Source organism: Streptomyces sp. NPDC051064 (assembly GCF_044455985.1).
Lineage (GTDB): Bacteria > Actinomycetota > Actinomycetes > Streptomycetales > Streptomycetaceae > Streptomyces.
In genome coordinates this window covers 246,039-263,257 of the sequence record NZ_JBITFK010000006.1, presented here as the reverse complement: position 1 = coordinate 263,257, position 17,219 = coordinate 246,039, and the positions used below count along the sequence as shown (strand labels likewise).

The window sequence follows — 17,219 nt, the reverse complement described above, 5'->3', positions numbered from 1 at the left end:
GTTGAGTTGGTCCCATTTCATACGCCGGAAGGACGATGGGTCTTCGATGACGGATCCCACAGCTCGCCCCGTGTCGCTCTCCCCGACGAGCCTGGACGGCGTACGCCGGCGAACCGGTGACTACTCCGACAGGACCATCACCGAGGCCTGCGCCATCGGTCTGTCGTACTGGGCGACGGGCCGTAGCCCCGACGGCATCGATCTCACCTCGGGCACGCTCTTCCCCGACGTCCTCCGATGGGTGGACAACGGGGGTTCCGCACCCGTCGGCTGGGAGGTCGGCGCCGACGGACGGAGCATCCACGCCCCCGAAGGCGTCGCGTCCGCCGACGCACAGCTCGCGCTGGACGACCTGGCCGACTTCCCGGACCGGCCCCTCGGAACCATCGGCCCCTTCGGTCCGGCGGCCAGGATCAAGGCCCTGACCGAGTGGAACGACACCGGGGCCGAACGGATCCGCCCGACCGTCGTCGAGATGTTCCGCGAGCAGGCACGGACGAGGCCGGACGCCGTCGCGATCGTCGACGAGCACCGTTCACTGACGTACCGTGAGACGGCCGAGCTCTCGGGCCAGCTGGCCCACCACCTGATCGAACGCGGGCTCACCGCCGAACAGGTCGTCGGCATCTCGCTGGGCCGCTCGGCCGACATGGTGATCGGCCTGCTCGGCGTGCTCCAGGCGGGGTGCGCGTTCGTTCCGCTCGACCCGCAGTGGCCGGCCGAGCGCCGAGCCGTCGTCATCGAGGACGCCCGGGTCGTGCTGCAGCTCAACGACTCCGGTGAGCCCCCGGGGGGCGAACCCGCGGCCGTGCCCGTCTCCATCGGGTCCTGGCGCTTCGGATCCCGCCCCTCCGAGGGGCCCGAGGTCACCGTCCCAGGGGCCGCGCTGGCGTACGTCATCTTCACGTCCGGTTCCACAGGCCGGCCCAAGGGGGCCATGATCCGGCACGAGGCGATCAGTGAGCGCCTGCTGTGGCAGTCCGGGGAGATCCTGGGCTTCGGCCACGACGACGCGTCACTCTTCAAGGCGCCGCTGTCCTTCGACATCTCCATCAACGAGATCTTCCTGCCACTGGTGTCCGGCGGCAGACTCGTGGTCCTGCGGCCCGGCGGCGAACGCGATCCCCACCATCTGCTGAGTGTGCTGTCCGAACAGCGCGTCACCTTCACCTATCTGGTGTCGTCCATGCTCGACGTGCTGCTGGAGATGGAAGGCGGCTCCGGGCAGCTGGACAGCCTGCGGCACGTGTGGTGCGGCGGCGAGGTGCTGACCCCGGAGCTCTACGAGCGTTTCCGTACCCGGCTCGGCATCCCCATGTACCACGGGTACGGCCCGGCCGAGACGACGATCGGCGTCTCGCACGTCATCTACCGCGGCGCGGCAGAGCGCCTGTCGACGTCGATCGGCAAGGCGAACCCCAACACCCAGCTGTACGTGCTCGACGACGAGCTGCGCCCGGTCCCGGTCGGGGTCGGCGGCGAGCTGTACGCCGGAGGGCTGCTGCTGGGACGCGGGTACGTCAACGCGCCCGGCCTGACCGCGTCCCGCTTCGTCGCGAACCCCTTCGCGGCGGACGGGTCCCGGCTGTACCGCACCGGTGACCTCGCGCGGTTCGCCCCGGACGGATCGCTGGACTTCCTCGGCCGGGCCGACAACCAGATCAAGATCCGCGGCATGCGGCTGGAGATCGAGGATGTCGAGCTGGGCCTCGCGGAGCACCCTTCCGTACGGCACACCTGCGTCGTGGCGAAGAAGAACACGGCGGGCGGCACCTATCTGGTGGCGTACGTCATCCCTTCCACCGGCAGCGAGGAGCTGCACGCCCACGAGGTCAGGGCGTGGGCCGAAGAGCACATGGTGGAGTACATGCTGCCCGCCCATGTCGTCGTCCTGGAGGCGTTCCCGCTCACCGCGAACGGAAAGGTCGACCGGGCAGCGTTGCCGGAGCCCGTCACGGGGACCGGCTCCGTCGTGGCGCCTGTGACCGGGAACGAGCGTCTGGTGTGCGCGGCGGTCGCGTCGGTCCTGGGTCTCGACGAGGTCGGCGTCGACCAGGACTTCTTCCGGCTCGGCGGAGACAGCATCCTGGCGATCTCGCTGCTGAGCGCGCTGCGCGCCGCGGGTCTCCACGTCACGGCCGGGCAGATCTTCACCCACAGCGTCGTGGGCGCGCTGGCGGCGGTCGTGAGCGGTGAGGACGTCTCCTCCGCGGAGGACGGGGACGAGGCGACCGGCTCGGTCGTCGGTTCACCCATCGTGCAGTGGCTCGGCCGGACGACGGACGCGATCGACGGCTTCGTCCAGTCGGTCGTGCTGAACACCCCGGCGGACCTCACCGCCGACGCCCTCGACACGATCCTCACCGCCGTGGCCCGGCGCCACGACATGCTGCGCGCCCGACTGGTGCGCGGCGACCGCTGGGGCTTCGACATCCCGGAGGCGGACGGAGCCGTCGTGGGATGGCAGGAGAGCGGCCTGCCGGCGGACGCCTGTGCGGCGCTCGCGACGGAGGGGCTCGATCCGGACCACGGTGTGATGCTGCGCGCCGTCTGGCGCCGCGAGGCACGGCAACTGGTCGTGGCCGTCCACCACGTGGTCGTCGACGGTGTGTCCTGGCGGATCCTCATGGAGGACCTGGCCACCGCATGGCGGCAGTTCACCTCCGGCGTGCCCGTCGAGCTGCCCCCGGTGGGGACCTCGTTCCGGCGCTGGACGCAGCTGCTGGGGGGCGCCGAATTCGAACGGGACCGCGCTGCCTTCCGGTATTCACTCCCGGGACCGGACGGTCCGCTGGGCAGGCGGCCGCTGACCGAGACCGACACCGTCGCCCGGGAACGGAGCCGGACCGTATCAGTGGGCGCCGAGGCCACGGCCGCGCTGCTGGGGGAGATACCCGCGAGGTTCCACGCCGGCGTCAACGACGTCCTGCTCACGGCTCTCGCCGTCGCCCTCGCCCGGTGGCGCCGTGACCTCGGGCAGGACCAGTCGTTCGCGCACATCGAACTGGAGGGGCACGGCCGCGAAGGCCGGTTCGTGGCGGAGACCGTCGGCTTCGAGCCGGACCTGTCCCGGACCGTGGGATGGTTCACCACCCTGTTCCCGGTGGTCGTGGACCCCGGTGCGGCGACCGACCCGACCGCCCCCGCGTATCTGGCCGCCGCGCTCAAGGCGGTGAAGGACGACCTCAGCCGGGTCCCCGGCAACGGGCTCTCCTACGGTGTCCTGCGGTATCTCACCGACACCGGGCTCGACACCCCGGCACCGCAGGTGCTGTTCAACTATCTGGGCCGCCTCGACTCGGGCACCTCCGCTGACTGGCGGTTCGCTGGGGCCGCAGGGCAGTTGGGCGAGAAGCGCGACCCGAGGATGCGCCTGCCGCGCGCCCTGGAGTTCAACGCGGTCGCCGAACCCACCTCGAACGGCGAGTACGAGCTGGTGACCACCATCTCCTGGCCCGACGGGATGTTCACCGACGACGACACCGCCACCATCGGCGCATATCTTCGCGAGGCCCTGACCGGGCTCGCCGCCCTCGACCACGGTGGCCACTCTCCCGGCGACTTCGCCCCCGTGCCGCTCACACAGGCCGACGTCGACGCCCTGGACAGCCCGGCGCTGCGGGACATCCTGCCCCTGACCCCGCTGCAGGAGGGCCTCTACTTCCACTCGGTCTTCGACGACGACGCCGCGGGCAGCTACGTCGAGCAGCAACTGCTCACCCTGGAAGGCGAGGTGGACGCGGACCGGCTGGCATCGGCGGCGACGCGTCTGCTCGCCCTGTACCCGAATCTGGCCGCACGGTTCGTGACCCTCGCCGACGGCCGGGTGGTCTCCGTGCTGGAGAGGGGTGTGGAGGCCCCCTTCACCACGCTGGACCGGCCCGGCATCACCGACGCCGAGATCCGCGACCACGCCGAGCGGGACCGGCGTGCGGGGTTCGGCCTGTCCACCGGTCCGCTGATGCGGTACACGCTCATCCGCGCGGGCTCCGGCAGGAACGTGCTGGTGCAGACCGTCCACCACATCGTCGCCGACGGCTGGTCGGTGCCGCCGATGCTCCGCGCGCTGCTGGCCGAGTACCACACGCCGGGGGCCCGGTACCCGCTCGGCGGCTTCCCCGACCACGCGCGCCGGATCGCCATGGCCGACGACGACGAGAGCGACCGGGTCTGGCGCGACCAGCTCGCCGGCCTGCCCGGCCCCTCCCTTGTCGCCGAGGGGCACACCCCCTCCGACCGCTTCGCCGACACCGCTGTGGAGCCCGAGGAAGACATCGACGCGGCTGTCCGGGCGGCGGGCATCCCGCTGAGCGTGGCGGTGCACAGTGCCTGGGCCGTGACACTGGGCGGCATCCTGCGGAACAGGGACGTGGTCTTCGGCTCCACGGTGTCCGGCCGCGACGCCGAGGTGCCCGGCATCGAGGACATGGTGGGCCTGTTCATCAACACGATCCCGCTGCGCGCCCGTTGGGACGGAGACAGCACGGCCCACGACCTGCTCGCCTCGGTGCGGGAACACCAGGGCGCCGTGCTGGCGCACCAGCACGTCTCGCTCGCGAGGATCGGCCGCCAGGCCGGTGGCGGCGCCCTGTTCGACACCCTGGTGGTCTTCGACGTGGCGACCGACGTGGGGACTCTGCGGCAGCCCGGCGACGAGCTGGTCATCACCGGCATCGTCAACGAGGGCGCCCCCCACTACCCGCTGACCCTGGTCGTGGAACGCACACCCGCCGGGCGCCCCCGCTTCAACCTGATCCACGACAGGGAACTGCTCCGCGAGGAGAGCGTCCAGGCGATCCTTCGCACGTTCACCGGGACGCTCACCGGCCTGCTCACCCGGCCGGACGCCCTGGTCGACGAGCTGGCGCCCCAAGGGGCCCGGCGCCCCGCCCGGATCGCCCCGACCACCCTGGGCCAACTGTTCGACGCGGCCGCGAGCCGCGCCCCGGAGTCCACCGCGGTCACCCACTGCGCACTCGACGGCGGAACGAGGTCCCTGACGTACGGCGAACTGGCCGACGCCAAGAACGCGCTGGCATCGGCACTGCGCGCTGCCGGTGTCGCGCCGGGCACGCGAGTCGCCGTGGCCCTCCCGCGCTCCGTGGAGCAGGTCGTCGCCCTGGTGGCGATCGTCACCGCGGGCGGTGCGTACGTACCCCTTGACCTGGCCTACCCGGACGAACGGCTGGAGCACATCCTCACCGACGCCGCTCCGCAGGCCGTCCTCGTGGACCGTGAGCAGCGGGACCGCTTCACGGAACTGCTGGGCCGGGGACCGGGTGTGCCGCCCCGCGTCATCGTGCTGGGGGAGGAACTCCCGGAGGAGCGCGAGCCCGCGCCCGTCACCACCAGGGCCGGATGGCACGACCCCGCGTACGTGATCTACACGTCCGGCTCGACCGGCAGACCCAAGGGTGTCGTCGTCCCGCACTCCAGCGTGGTGACGCTGCTCGCGAACACCCGGCCCACCATGGGCTTCGGCCCCCAGGACGTGTGGGTCCAGTTCCACTCGTACTCCTTCGACTTCGCGGTCTGGGAGCTGTGGGGCGCGCTGGCGCACGGCGGTGAACTGCTGGTGCCCGATTACGGGCTGACCCGGTCCCCGGCGGACTTCCACCGGCTGGTCCGCGAGCGCGGAGTGACCGTGCTCAACCAGACCCCCTCGGCCTTCTACCGGTTCGTCGAGGCGGACCGGCACGCTGCCGAGCCCCTGCCCGCCCTGCGCCGGATCATCTTCGGCGGCGAAGCGCTCGATCCCGCGCGGCTGCGCGGCTGGGTGGAGCGGCACGGCACCGGCTCGCCCGAGCTGGTCAACATGTACGGGATCACCGAGACCACGGTCCACGTCACCCACCGGGTGCTCACCGACGAGGACTTCGACGAGGACGTCAGCCCCATCGGCGGTCCGGTCCCCGGGCTGGCCACCTACCTCCTCGACGACCGGCTCCGCCCCGTGCCGCCGGGCAGGGTGGGTGCCATCTACGTGGCCGGTGACCAGGTGTCGCTCGGCTACCTGGGCAGACCGGGTCTGACGGCGGGCCGGTTCGTGGCGAACCCCTTCGCGGACGACGGCTCCCGCATGTACCACACGGGCGACCTGGCCCGCCGCACGCTCGACGGGGAGCTGGAGTTCGCCGGCCGCGCCGACGACCAGGTGCAGCTCAAGGGTTTCCGTATCGAGCTCGGCGAGGTGGAGGCCGCCGTCAGGGAGCTCGACGGAGTGGTCGACGTGGCCGTCACCGTGGCCGGCAGCGGTGACCACCTGGTCGCGCACGTGGTGGGTGAGGTGCCGGGCGACCTCACCGGCCGCCTGTCCGCGAAGCTGCCCGCGCACATGGTCCCGGGCCGGGTCCTCCGGGCCGACGCCCTGCCGCTGACGGTCAACGGCAAGCTGGACCGGAAGGCCCTGACCGAACGCGCCGCGGAGGATGTCCCCGGGCCCGCCGCGAGCGGCTCCGCGCCCGCCGCGACCGGCTCCGCGCCCGCCGCGACCGGTTCCGCGCCCGCCGCGACCGGTTCCGCGCCCGCCGCGACCGGCTCCGCGCCCGCCGCGACCGGTTCCGCGCTCGCCGCGCTGGTGGAGATCTTCGCGGAGACGCTGCCCGGCCCCCTGTCCGTGCACGGGGACACCGACTTCTTCTCCGCCGGGGGCGACAGCATCGTCGCCATCACCGTGATCAACCGGGCCAGGGCGCTCGGCCTGTCGATCGCGCCACGGGACGTGTTCCTCTTCAGGACACCCCGCGCGCTCGCCGAGCACCTCGGAACGCGTACACAGCCAGCCGTGGCATCCACGCCCGCACTCCGTGCGGACGGTCCGCTGGCACTCACACCGGTCATCCTGCGCCAGCGGGAACTGGGCGGCTCACTCGCCCGGTTCGCCCAGGCCAGGACGGTCGTGGCGGCCGAAGGCACCGGGTTCGCCGACGCCGAGGCCGCGGCGAACGCGGTCGTGGCCGCACACCCGGCGCTCAGGCTGCGGCTCCACGTGGAGCACGGCGTGTGGGCGCTGCGTACCGAGCCCGCCCGCGACATCGCCGTCGTCCGGACGGTCACCACGGACGTGACGGCAGCGGCGGAGGAGGCCGCCGGGCGCCTCGATCCCGAGGCCGGAGAGGTCATCGCGTTCTCCTGGCTGGAACCGAGCCGGACCCTGGTGGTCACCGTCCACCACATCGCCGTCGACGCCGTGTCCTGGCTGGTCCTGCTGGACGACCTGGCCACTGTCATGCGCGGGGCGACGCTGCCTCCGCCGACCACCCCCTACGCCGAGTACGCCGAAGCGCTGAGCGCCAGGTCCGCCCAAGTCACCGAAGGTCTGGGCCACTGGATCACCACGCTCCAGGCGCCCCCGCTGCTGCCCGCGGCCGAACGGTTGCGGCACACGACGGTCGTCCTCGCGCCCGAGGCGAGCGACCGGGTGACGCGCACCGCGCCCGCCGCACTCGGTGTCGGCCTGACCGAGTTGCTGTGCGGCGCGCTCCGGACCGCGCTGACACACGTACAGCCGACGCCCACCGACCTCGCCGTCGACCTGGAACGGCACGGCCGGGTACCGGCCCTGGAGCACCATGACTACACCCGCACGGTCGGCTGGTTCACCTCCATCGCCCCCGTACGGCTGACCGCGCACACCGACCCCGTGGCGGCGGCCCGCGAGGTCACCGAACGCCGGCTCGACGAGTGCGGACACGTCGCCTACGGCCAGCTCCGGTATCTCAACCCGCAGACCGCCCCCCTGCTGAGGGCTCGCCCCCAGGTGCTTTTCAACTACCTCGGCCGGGGGAGCGAGTCCCAGGCACCGCACATCACCGGTGGGGACCAGGGCAGCCCGTACGCCGTCGAGGTCAACGCCTGGACCGACGAGGCGAGCGGAAGCCTGCACGCGGCCTTCACCCTCGCCGACGGCATTCCCGACGAGGTGACCGGGCACTGGCTCGACGCACTCGAACGCCTCGCGGACGCCTCCGCCACGGCCGAGCGCACGGCACCGGTCACCCCGCTCCAACGGGGTCTCTTCTTCCAGGCCCAGATGGCCGGTCCGGCCGGACACTACGTCGCGCAGAGCTACTTCGGCTTCGACCGGCGCCTGGACACCGACGCGCTGTCCGAGGCGATGGCGCACGTCATCGCGCGGCACCCCGTCGTGGGCGCCGGCTTCACCACCGACGACGACGGCAACCCCGTCCAGGTACTCGCCGCGGGGCGGCGGGTCGACGTCCGTACGGCCGACCTGCTGACGGACGCGGATGTCGAAACCCTGCGCGCACGGGACCGCGACACGGGATTCGACCCCGGCGAGCCGCCGCTGATCCGGTTGACGGTCGTACGTCTGCCCGGCGGACGCGACGGCCTGCTGCTGAGCTACCACCTGCTGCTGTGGGACGGCTGGTCCCGCGAGATCCTGCTCCGGGACCTGTTCGACGCCTACCAGACGGTCCTCGCGGGCGAGGAACTGGAAACCGCCCCGGCGACGCCGAGCTTCGAGGACCACGCCCGGGCCCTCGCCGCCCGGGACCCCGAGGTGTCGGAGCGCTTCTGGGCGGAGCACCTGGCAGGCCTGACCGGTCCGACGCTCCTCGCCGGACCGGATCCCTCCCTCCCGGACACCCTGCCGCGCGCGCTCGTACACACGTTTTCCGCCGGGGAGTCGGACCTCCTCCGGGAGACGGCGAAGGCGCACGGCGTCACACTGAACACGGTGCTGACCGGGGCGTTCGGCCTTCTGCTGGGCGCGCACACGGGCCGGAGCGACGCGGTGTTCGGCGTCACCGTCTCCGGCCGGGAGGGCGAGAGGCTTTCGGGCATCGTCGGCGTGCTCCTCAACACCGTTCCCCTGTGGACACGGGCACGGCCCCAGGACACGGTCCAGCAGTACCTCTCGGGCGTCCAGGCCGCCAGGGTCGAGGCGATGGAGCACGAGCACCTGGGGCTCGGGGAGATCCAGCGGGCCAGTGGGCACGGGAACCTGTTCGACAACCTGTTCGTGCTCCAGAACTTCCTGGACATGGACGCGTTCGCCGCGATGAACGCCCGGCACGGCATCACGTCGGTGAAGGCCGACGACTCGACGCACTATCCGTTCACCTGGGTCGTCACACCCGGGGAGCGGCTCACGGTCAAACTGGAGCACCGGGGCGAGGACACCGGGAGAGCCCGGCGTCTCCTCGACGACTACCTGCGCCTGCTCGGCGACCTGGCACGGCGGACCGGACCGATCGGCGCGCTGCGCGGCCCCGGACCCGAACCCGAGCCCGCCGGGCGCACCGACATCGGCACGGACACCGTCGTCGACCGGTTCGACCGGGCGGCGGGCCGGGATCCGCAGCGGGTCGCCCTCGTCGCCCACGGCTCGACCATGACCTTCGGCCGGCTCCGCGACCGCAGCCGTGCGGTGGCCGGGGTACTCGCCCGGCGGGGCATCGGCCCGGAGACGACGGTGGCCCTCGCCGTCCCGCGCTCCCTCGACTCGATCGTGGCACTCTTCGCCGTACTGCGGACCGGTGCCGCCTACGTGCCGCTGGAGCTGGACCACCCGGACGAACGGATCGCCGCGATCGTGGACGCCGCACGCCCGGACGTGATCCTCACGGTCAGCGCCGTGTCGCCCCGGCTGACCGGTGACCTGATCGAACTCGACCGGCCCCTGCCCGAGTCGGAGCCGTACGTGACGTTCGCGCCGGACGACCCGAACCGCCTGCGGCACCCCGCGTACACGATCTACACCTCCGGATCGACAGGGAAGCCCAAGGGCGTGGTGACCGAGTACGCCGGGCTCACCAACATGCTGATCAACCATCAGCGCCGCATCTTCGAACCGGTGCTCGCCGAGCACGGGCACCGGACCTTCCGGATCGCGCACACCGTGTCGTTCGCGTTCGACATGTCCTGGGAAGAGCTGCTGTGGCTCGCCGACGGCCACGAGGTGCACATCTGCGACGAGGAACTGCGCCGCGACGCGCCGCGGCTGGTCGAGTACTGCGCCGCGCACGGGATCGACGTCATCAACGTGACCCCGACCTACGCACAGCAGCTGATCGCCGAAGGCCTGCTCGCCGATCCCGCGCGGCGCCCGGCGCTGGTGCTGCTGGGCGGGGAGGCCGTCACCCCCACCTTGTGGCAGCGGCTCGCGGAGACCGAGGGGACGGCCGGCTACAACCTGTACGGACCCACCGAGTACACCATCAACACCCTGGGCGTCGGCACCTTCGAGTGCCAGGACCCGGTGGTGGGCGTGGCGATCGACAACACCGACGTGTACGTCCTGGACCCCTGGCTGCGGCCGCTGCCGGACGGAGTGCCGGGTGAGCTGTACGTGTCCGGCATCGGCATGGCGCGCGGGTATCTCGGGCAGCCCGCCCAGACCGCGGACCGGTTCGTCGCGTGCCCCTTCGGCGAACCCGGCGAGCGCATGTACCGCACAGGGGACCTTGTCTCCCGACGGCCCGACGGGCATCTGATGTACCTGGGCCGGACCGACCAGCAGGTCAAGATCCGGGGCCACCGGGTCGAACCGGGCGAGGTCGAGGCCGCGTTCGCGGCACACCCGGCGGTGCGGTTCGTCGCCGCGGTCGCGCAGCCCGACCCGCAGGTCGACGGCGCCTACCGGCTGGCCGCCTACCTCGTGCTGAGCGACTCCGACCTGGCCGCGGTCGCCGCCGAGGTCGGCGCAGGGCTGCCGGACTTCCTGCGTCCCACGCACTACGCCCAGGTCGACGGCATCCCGCTGACCGTGAACGGCAAGGCCGACACCAAGGCCCTGCCGGAGGCCAGGCCTCTGGGCGTGCTGACCACGGGAGGCGAGCGCGGGCCGGAGACGGAGACCGAGACACTGGTCTGCGAGTTCTTCGCCGAGGCGCTGGACCTGGACGACGACGAGGTCAGCGCGGTGAGCGACTTCGTCTCCCTGGGCGGGCATTCCATGCTGGCGGTGCGGCTGACCGGGCTGCTCCGCCGGGAGTACGGTCCTGTGATCACGATCCGTGATCTGCTCACCCTTCGAACCCCGGAAGCGATTGCCCGCCACCTTGATGACAACACCTGACGTGCACCGCCCCCGCCCGGGCGCCGACATCCTCCGGACCGCCCTGCGCCGCAACGCCGGCGCGGTGGTCCGGGGCACCGTCCTCATGGGCCTGTACCAGGCGGGTGAGACCGCCTTCCCCATCGCGCTCGGCCTGATCGTCGAGCACACGATGCGGGACCGGAGCCTCGGCTCGCTCGGCCTGTCGATCGCCGCTCTGGCCCTGATCATCACGACCGTGTCGCTGTCGTGGCGGTTCGGGATGCGTGTCCTGCAGAAGGCCAACACGACCGAGGCACACCGCTGGCGGGTGCGCGTGGCGGCCTGCGGTCTCCAGCCGGTGGCCAGGGACGTCGGCCTGAAGTCCGGCGAGGTGCTGACCATCGCCACCGAGGACGCCGACCAGACGGCCGACATCGTGGAGGTGGTGCCGTTGTTGGTCAGCTCGCTGGTCGCGGTGGCGGTCGCCTCGGTCGCGCTGGGCCTGGCGGACGTCCGGCTCGGTCTGCTGGTGGTCGTGGGGACGGTCGCGATTCTGTCGATCCTGAGCGTCCTGTCCAAGCGGATCGGCGCGAGCACCCGCGAACAGCAGGCCCGGGTGGCCCGGGCGGGTGCCAAGGTCGCCGACCTGATCTCCGGCCTGCGCCCGCTGCACGGCTTCGGCGGCAACCACGCGGCGTTCCAGTCCTATTGGAAGGTCAGCACGGAGGCGAGGCGCCAGGCGATCACGGTCGCCAGGGTCAACGGTCTGTACGCGGGCACCGCGCTGGCCCTCAACGCGGTCCTCGCCGCCGCCGTCACCCTGACGGCGGGCTGGCTGGCGTACGGAGGCCGCATCACCATCGGGGAACTCGTCATGGCTGTGGGGCTGGCGCAGTTCGTGATGGAGCCACTGAAGATGTTCTCGGAGATGCCGAAATACGTGATGATGGCGCGTGCCTCGGCCGAGCGGATGGCGCTGGTGCTCGCCGCGACGCCGCTCACGGCCCCGAACCAGGGCAGTCCCGCCACCGGCGGGGACCTCGAGGTCGACGGCGTCCGCCACGGGTCCCTGCACGGGCTCACGTTCCGGGTGCGCGCCGGCGAGTTCGTCGCCGTCGCCCCCTACCAGCCGCGCGCGGCCGCCGATCTCGCCTCGGTCCTGGGGGCGAACGTCCCGCCCCAGGCGTACGAGGGCGAGGTGCGGGTCGGCGGGCGGGAGATCGCGGAGCTGTCCGTCGAGGCCCTGCGCGAGCACATGCTGGTGAACCCGTACGACGGCGAGATCTTCGCGGGCAGCCTCCGCACGAACATCGACCCGTCGGGCACCAGCCGGATGGTCCCCGAGGCCGTGGAGGCGTCGCTCCTGACCGACGTCGTAGCCCTGCACCGCGAGGGGCTCGACCACGGGGTACGTGACCGTGGCGCGAACCTCTCCGGGGGACAGCGCCAGAGGCTGTCCCTGGCGCGTGCCCTCGCCGCCGATTCCGACGTACTGGTTCTGCACGACCCGACGACAGCGGTCGACGCGGTCACCGAACAGCTGATCGCCCGAAACATCGCGAAACTGCGCAAGGGCCGCACCACTGTCGTGATCACCAGCAGCCCCGCTCTCCTGGACGCCGCCGACCGTGTGCTCGTCCTGGACGACGGTGCCGTCACGGCCGACGACACCCATCGCCACCTCCTCGCCACCGACGAGGCCTACTGCAGGGCCGTGGCCCGGTGACCGCTACCGGGCGAGCGCCCAGGCGACATCCCTGACGAGCGCGTGCCGCCAGCCCGCCCGGTCGTGTCCCGAAGCCGACCGTGAGACGCGGACGGCCGCACCGGCCTGCTCGGTCAGGGTCTCGGCGAGCTCGCAGTGGGGGAGCATCCGCGCCTCGTGTTCCCCCACGTCGAACGCGACCCTCAGCCCGGACAGGTCGGGGCGCTCCCGGAGCCGCGCGGCGATGGCGCCGCCCATGGGGCCCTCCATGAGATCCGTCCGGTCCAGGGCCCCGGGCGCCCACCAGAACGACGGGGACTGGCAGGCGACGCGGGACACCAGACCGGGGAACTCCAGCGCCGCGTACATCGCGCTGAGTCCTCCGAGGCTCTGTCCGGCGACCACCAGCCGGCCCCAGTCGGCGGGCACACCGGATTCCGCCACCAGGTGCGGCAGTTCGTCCCGAACCGCCTCCCACAGCTCGGGCCTGCACTGGAACTCGGCTGCCCTGTCCCTGGCGGGCAGGAAGACCAGGGTGACAGCCGGCATCTCGCCGGCTGCGAAGGCCGAGTCGAACGCGGTCATGGCCGGGTGGAGATACAGCCAGTCGTCGCCGTCGAGCAGCAGGACCACCGGACCGCCGCCGCCCACCGGATGGACCCGCACGGTGCGGCGTCCGCCGAGCCGGCCGCCTGCCCAGCGGATACGGGCCTTCGGCACGGGCAGGACGTCGTCGGCACCCACGGCGGGCCAGTGCGGGTGGTGAGGGGCGTCCGGCGTCGCGACGATGGACCGGTCACCGCCCGCCCCGACCGGGTTCAACGGATCGGCGTACGCCACGTCGTCCACGAGGAACCGATAGGTCACCCGCAGCCGCGGGGGCATGCGCACCTCGGCGTACCAGCAGTCGGTGTCGCTCCATCGGCGCAGGGGGAGGGGCTTCGACCAGCTCTCGAAGACGATGGTCGCGGGCTCCCCGCGCCACAGGAACGACGTCACCCAGCCGCCGTCGTCGCCGGGCACCGACGAGGGGGACCGCGCAGCCGCCCAGAACGCGTCGGAACCGGGGCTGCCGGACAGCCCGAACGCGCCGAACGCGTTCTCCGAGCCGGCCGCGAGCACGGACGCGGGTTCGCTCATGGTCGGCCCGCCGGAGCCGCTGAGGGGCATGAACGTCTCCTTGTGAGAGGGGAGTTGCAGAGATGAGCCCGCAATGATTAGGTGAGCCTAACCTAACAATTGCCTTGGCTTCCATCCCCCGCCCACCTCCGAACGGTCACGCCGCAGCCCGTCCCCTTGTCGAACGGGCTGCGGGCCACGAAGCCCCGCCTGCGTCCCGGCCGTGAGGCGGACGCTGCCGCACTCGCGGACCTGGCCCGGCCGTTCGTGCACTCGGGGGCCTTGCGTGAGCGGCCAGTCGCGCTCTATGCGGCCCGCGCGGCGGACTTCCTGGTGACGGAGGGGAGCGGGGGAGAGGGGCACGGCAGGACGGTCCCTTCCGATTCGGATGTGACCAGGGGTCAGGGGAATCCGCGCGAGAGGCCGACCGCCCTGTGTTCAGGGCGCGTCGGGAGTCCCACGGGCAGGACCGGGCGCGTCGGGTACGACGACGAGGCAGGCCGGCGGGACACCCCACAGATCGCGGCAGCGTCGAAAGTGGCTCCAGTGAGCCGCGCGCGGGCCCAGGCGATGGACGGGTGCGAGGGCAGCGCGTCCGCGGTGTCAGCCGGTGCGCGGCCAGAGCGCGCCGGCGATTCGCACGGGATCGACGTGGCGTCGTCGCGTGCACTCCTGGCAGCGCTTCATGCGGGTGATCCAAGCGGCACGGCTGACACCCGGTCAAGACCGGCCGGATCGAGTGGACTTGCCTGTCGCCGTGTTCCCGTCAGGCGGTGCAGGGTGCATCGACGCCCGCGTGGACAGGCTCGCGAGCCCGAACCGACACCCCTGCCGAGCCCGCGTCGTCAACGGCGACGGGCCTTTCCTCGGCGGCGGTTGCGCCGCCGTCCGCACGGCCCGGAATCATGGGTGCCGGGCGCCGCACCACGAACACGGCCCCGTGACACGACCGAGAGGACCCCGTGGCCGACCCCAGGAGCTACATCATCGAGTCATTGGACACAGGGCTGCGTCTGATGCGTCTCTTCCTCACCCACGACACACTGTCGGTCACCGACGCCGCCAGAGAGCTGGAAGTGGCCCGCTCCACCGCGCACCGGGTGCTCAGCACTCTTGAGTCGCGAGGCTTCGCCACCCGTGACACCTCGGGCCGGGGCTACTCCGCGGGGCCCGAACTGGTCGCCCTGGGCCGCCCGGCCGGCTACGGCCCCGGGATCCGGGCCCGCCTGCAGGTGGTGCTGGACGCGGCCGCCACCGCCACCGGGGAGACGATCAGTACCGCCGCCCTGATCGGCGACCAAGTGATCATCACGGATGGCCGGGAATCGCCTCACCCTGTGCGTGCCGTCCTGGAGACCGGCCGTGCCCACCCCGCACACGCCACCTCGGCGGGCAAGGTGCTCCTTGCCCAGCTGACCACCGAACAGGTCTGCGCCCTCTACCCGGAGGAGCAGCTCCCCGGTGTCGCCGGCCACGCCTCCGTCTCCCGTGACGCCCTGCTGTCGGAGCTGGCCGGTATCCGTACCCTCGGCCGTGCCGACAGTGCCGGGGAGTGGGTGCCGGGGATGAGCGCGGTCGCCGTGCCGCTGGCGGGCACCAGCTGGCGCGACCGGCTCGCGCTGATGGCGTCCATGCCGGCGGACCGCGGCGGTGAACCCGAGCTGGCCCGGCACGCCGTGGAGCTGCGGCGTGCGGCGGGGCTCCTGCCGCCACCGTCCTCCTGACCCGGCCGCCTTCCGGCGGGTGAACTGACGGGAGACGACGGCGTACTGGCTTTGCGCAAGAATCTGAAAGGGCTTGCAGAAATCCTTGACGGCGGTACGGACGGAGCGGCAGGCTCCGACACGTTCCCCCCACGGCAGCCTGGCGCGTGGCTGTCTTCGAGGGCACAGCTGTGCCCTGTCGTCGAAGGAGCCGCACATGCAGCACCGATTCCGCCTGATCGGCGGAACGCTGGCCGGAGTCATGACCGTCGCCGGTCTCACCCTGCTCGCCCCCTGGCAGTCGCAGGCGACACCGCCCGGCGAGAAGACCGTCACCGTCACCATGTTCGAACGGCCGTACGCGGATGTGGCGTCCGCCTGCACCGACCAGCTCGGCCCCGCCGGTTACGGCTACGTACAGGTGTCACCCGCCACCGAGCACATCCAGGGCGGCCAGTGGTGGACCTCGTACCAGCCGGTCAGCTACAGGATCGCGGGCCGTCTGGGAGACCGCGACGCCTTCGCCGCCATGGTGGAGGCCTGTCACACCGCCGGGGTCAAGGTCGTCGCCGACGCCGTGGTCAACCACATGGCCGCCGGGTCCGGGACGGGCACGGGAGGGACGGCCTACACGAAGTACGGCTACCCCGGGTACTTCGAGGATGCCGACTTCCACGCCTGCCGCACCGCCATCAAGGACTACACCAGCCGCAGCGACGTACAGAACTGTGAACTGGTGGGGCTGTCCGATCTCGACACCGGCAAGGAGGAGGTCCGCTCCACCATCGCCGCGTACCTCGACGACCTGCGGTCGATGGGTGTCGACGGCTTCCGCGTCGACGCGGCCAAGCACATGGCGGCCGATGATGTCGCAGCCATCAAGGCGAAGATGAGCGATCCCGGGTTCTGGGTCTCCGAGGTCATCCACGGCGGCGGGGAAGCCGTACAGCCCGAGGAGTACGCCGGAATCGGCGACGTCGACGAATTCCGTTACGGAGGCCACCTCAAGAGCGCCTTCCAAGGAGGCGGCATCGCCCAGCTGAAGTCCGTCGCCGACGGAAAGCTGAGCAGCGGCTCCGCCCGTACGTTCGTCGACAACTGGGACACCGAGCGCAACGGCTCGACGCTGACCTACAAGGACGGCGCGGCCTACACCCTCGCCAACGTCTTCATGCTCGCCTCACCGTACGGTTCACCGAACGTCTACTCCGGTTACGAGTGGTCGGACAAGGACGCCGGCCCGCCGAGCGGCGCCGACGGCTGGACGGACACGCACACCCGGCAGGCGGTCACCGGCATGGTCGGCTTCCGCAACGAGGTGGGTCCGGCCGAACTGACCGACTGGTGGGACAACGGCAGCAGCGCGATCGCCTTCGGCCGGGGTGACAAGGGGTTCGTCGCCCTCAACAACGCGGACGGCGCCCTGGAGGAGACCTTCACGACCTCTCTGCCCGGCGGCACGTACTGCAACGTCGCCGCCGCCTCGCCTGACGACTGCGACGGCAACACCGTCACGGTCGGCGACGACGGCACGGTCCAGGCCACGGTGCCGGCCCGCGGGGCGCTGGCGCTGCACACCGGAGCCCAGGCGGGCTGACCGGGACGCATCACGGACCGACGACGCGCAGGACGGAGCCCGCTCCGTCCTGCGCGTCGTGGGCCGACCGGACCGACCGGCCACACCATG

Annotated in this window: 5 protein-coding genes; 4 read left to right on the top strand and 1 reads right to left on the bottom strand. The window is 71.9% G+C overall.

The annotated features are described in order from the left end of the window. Window positions 1–46: 46 nt before the first annotated feature. Together ACIBCU_RS22615 and ACIBCU_RS22610 are read left to right on the top strand one after the other, a co-directional pair. Window positions 47–11,044, top strand: coding sequence for an amino acid adenylation domain-containing protein (locus tag ACIBCU_RS22615; RefSeq protein WP_399233427.1), 10,998 nt, complete (start codon window positions 47–49; stop codon window positions 11,042–11,044). Continuing rightward, a complete protein-coding gene (locus ACIBCU_RS22610; RefSeq protein ID WP_399233425.1) occupies window positions 11,031–12,731 on the top strand; it encodes an ABC transporter ATP-binding protein in 1,701 nt (566 codons plus the stop codon). The genes ACIBCU_RS22615 and ACIBCU_RS22610 overlap by 14 nt, the downstream gene beginning before the upstream one ends. Before the next feature lie 3 nt (window positions 12,732–12,734). Here ACIBCU_RS22610 and ACIBCU_RS22605 read toward each other — a convergent pair whose 3' ends face one another. Further along, entirely contained in the window at window positions 12,735–13,850 is a 1,116-nt protein-coding gene (locus ACIBCU_RS22605; protein WP_399233906.1) for an alpha/beta hydrolase-fold protein, read from the bottom strand. Between the two features lie 941 nt (window positions 13,851–14,791). Here ACIBCU_RS22605 and ACIBCU_RS22600 point away from each other — a divergent pair. Both ACIBCU_RS22600 and ACIBCU_RS22595 read left to right on the top strand, forming a co-directional pair. Continuing rightward, a complete protein-coding gene (locus ACIBCU_RS22600) occupies window positions 14,792–15,553 on the top strand; it encodes an IclR family transcriptional regulator (RefSeq protein WP_362940850.1) in 762 nt (253 codons plus the stop codon). A gap of 196 nt (window positions 15,554–15,749) precedes the next feature. Further along, the gene (locus tag ACIBCU_RS22595; protein ID WP_399233422.1) at window positions 15,750–17,129 is read left to right on the top strand and encodes an alpha-amylase family protein; all 1,380 of its coding nucleotides are present in this window, start codon (window positions 15,750–15,752) and stop codon (window positions 17,127–17,129) included. Window positions 17,130–17,219 lie beyond the last annotated feature (90 nt).

Excerpts from the sequence above, each read along its gene's own strand:
- ACIBCU_RS22610 (WP_399233425.1), top strand. The coding sequence starts at position 11,031 with ATGACAACACCTGACGTGCACCGCCCCCGCCCGGGCGCCGACATCCTC.
- ACIBCU_RS22595 (WP_399233422.1), top strand. The coding sequence starts at position 15,750 with ATGCAGCACCGATTCCGCCTGATCGGCGGAACGCTGGCCGGAGTCATG.
- ACIBCU_RS22615 (WP_399233427.1), top strand. The coding sequence starts at position 47 with ATGACGGATCCCACAGCTCGCCCCGTGTCGCTCTCCCCGACGAGCCTG.
- ACIBCU_RS22605 (WP_399233906.1), bottom strand. The coding sequence starts at position 13,850 with ATGAGCGAACCCGCGTCCGTGCTCGCGGCCGGCTCGGAGAACGCGTTC.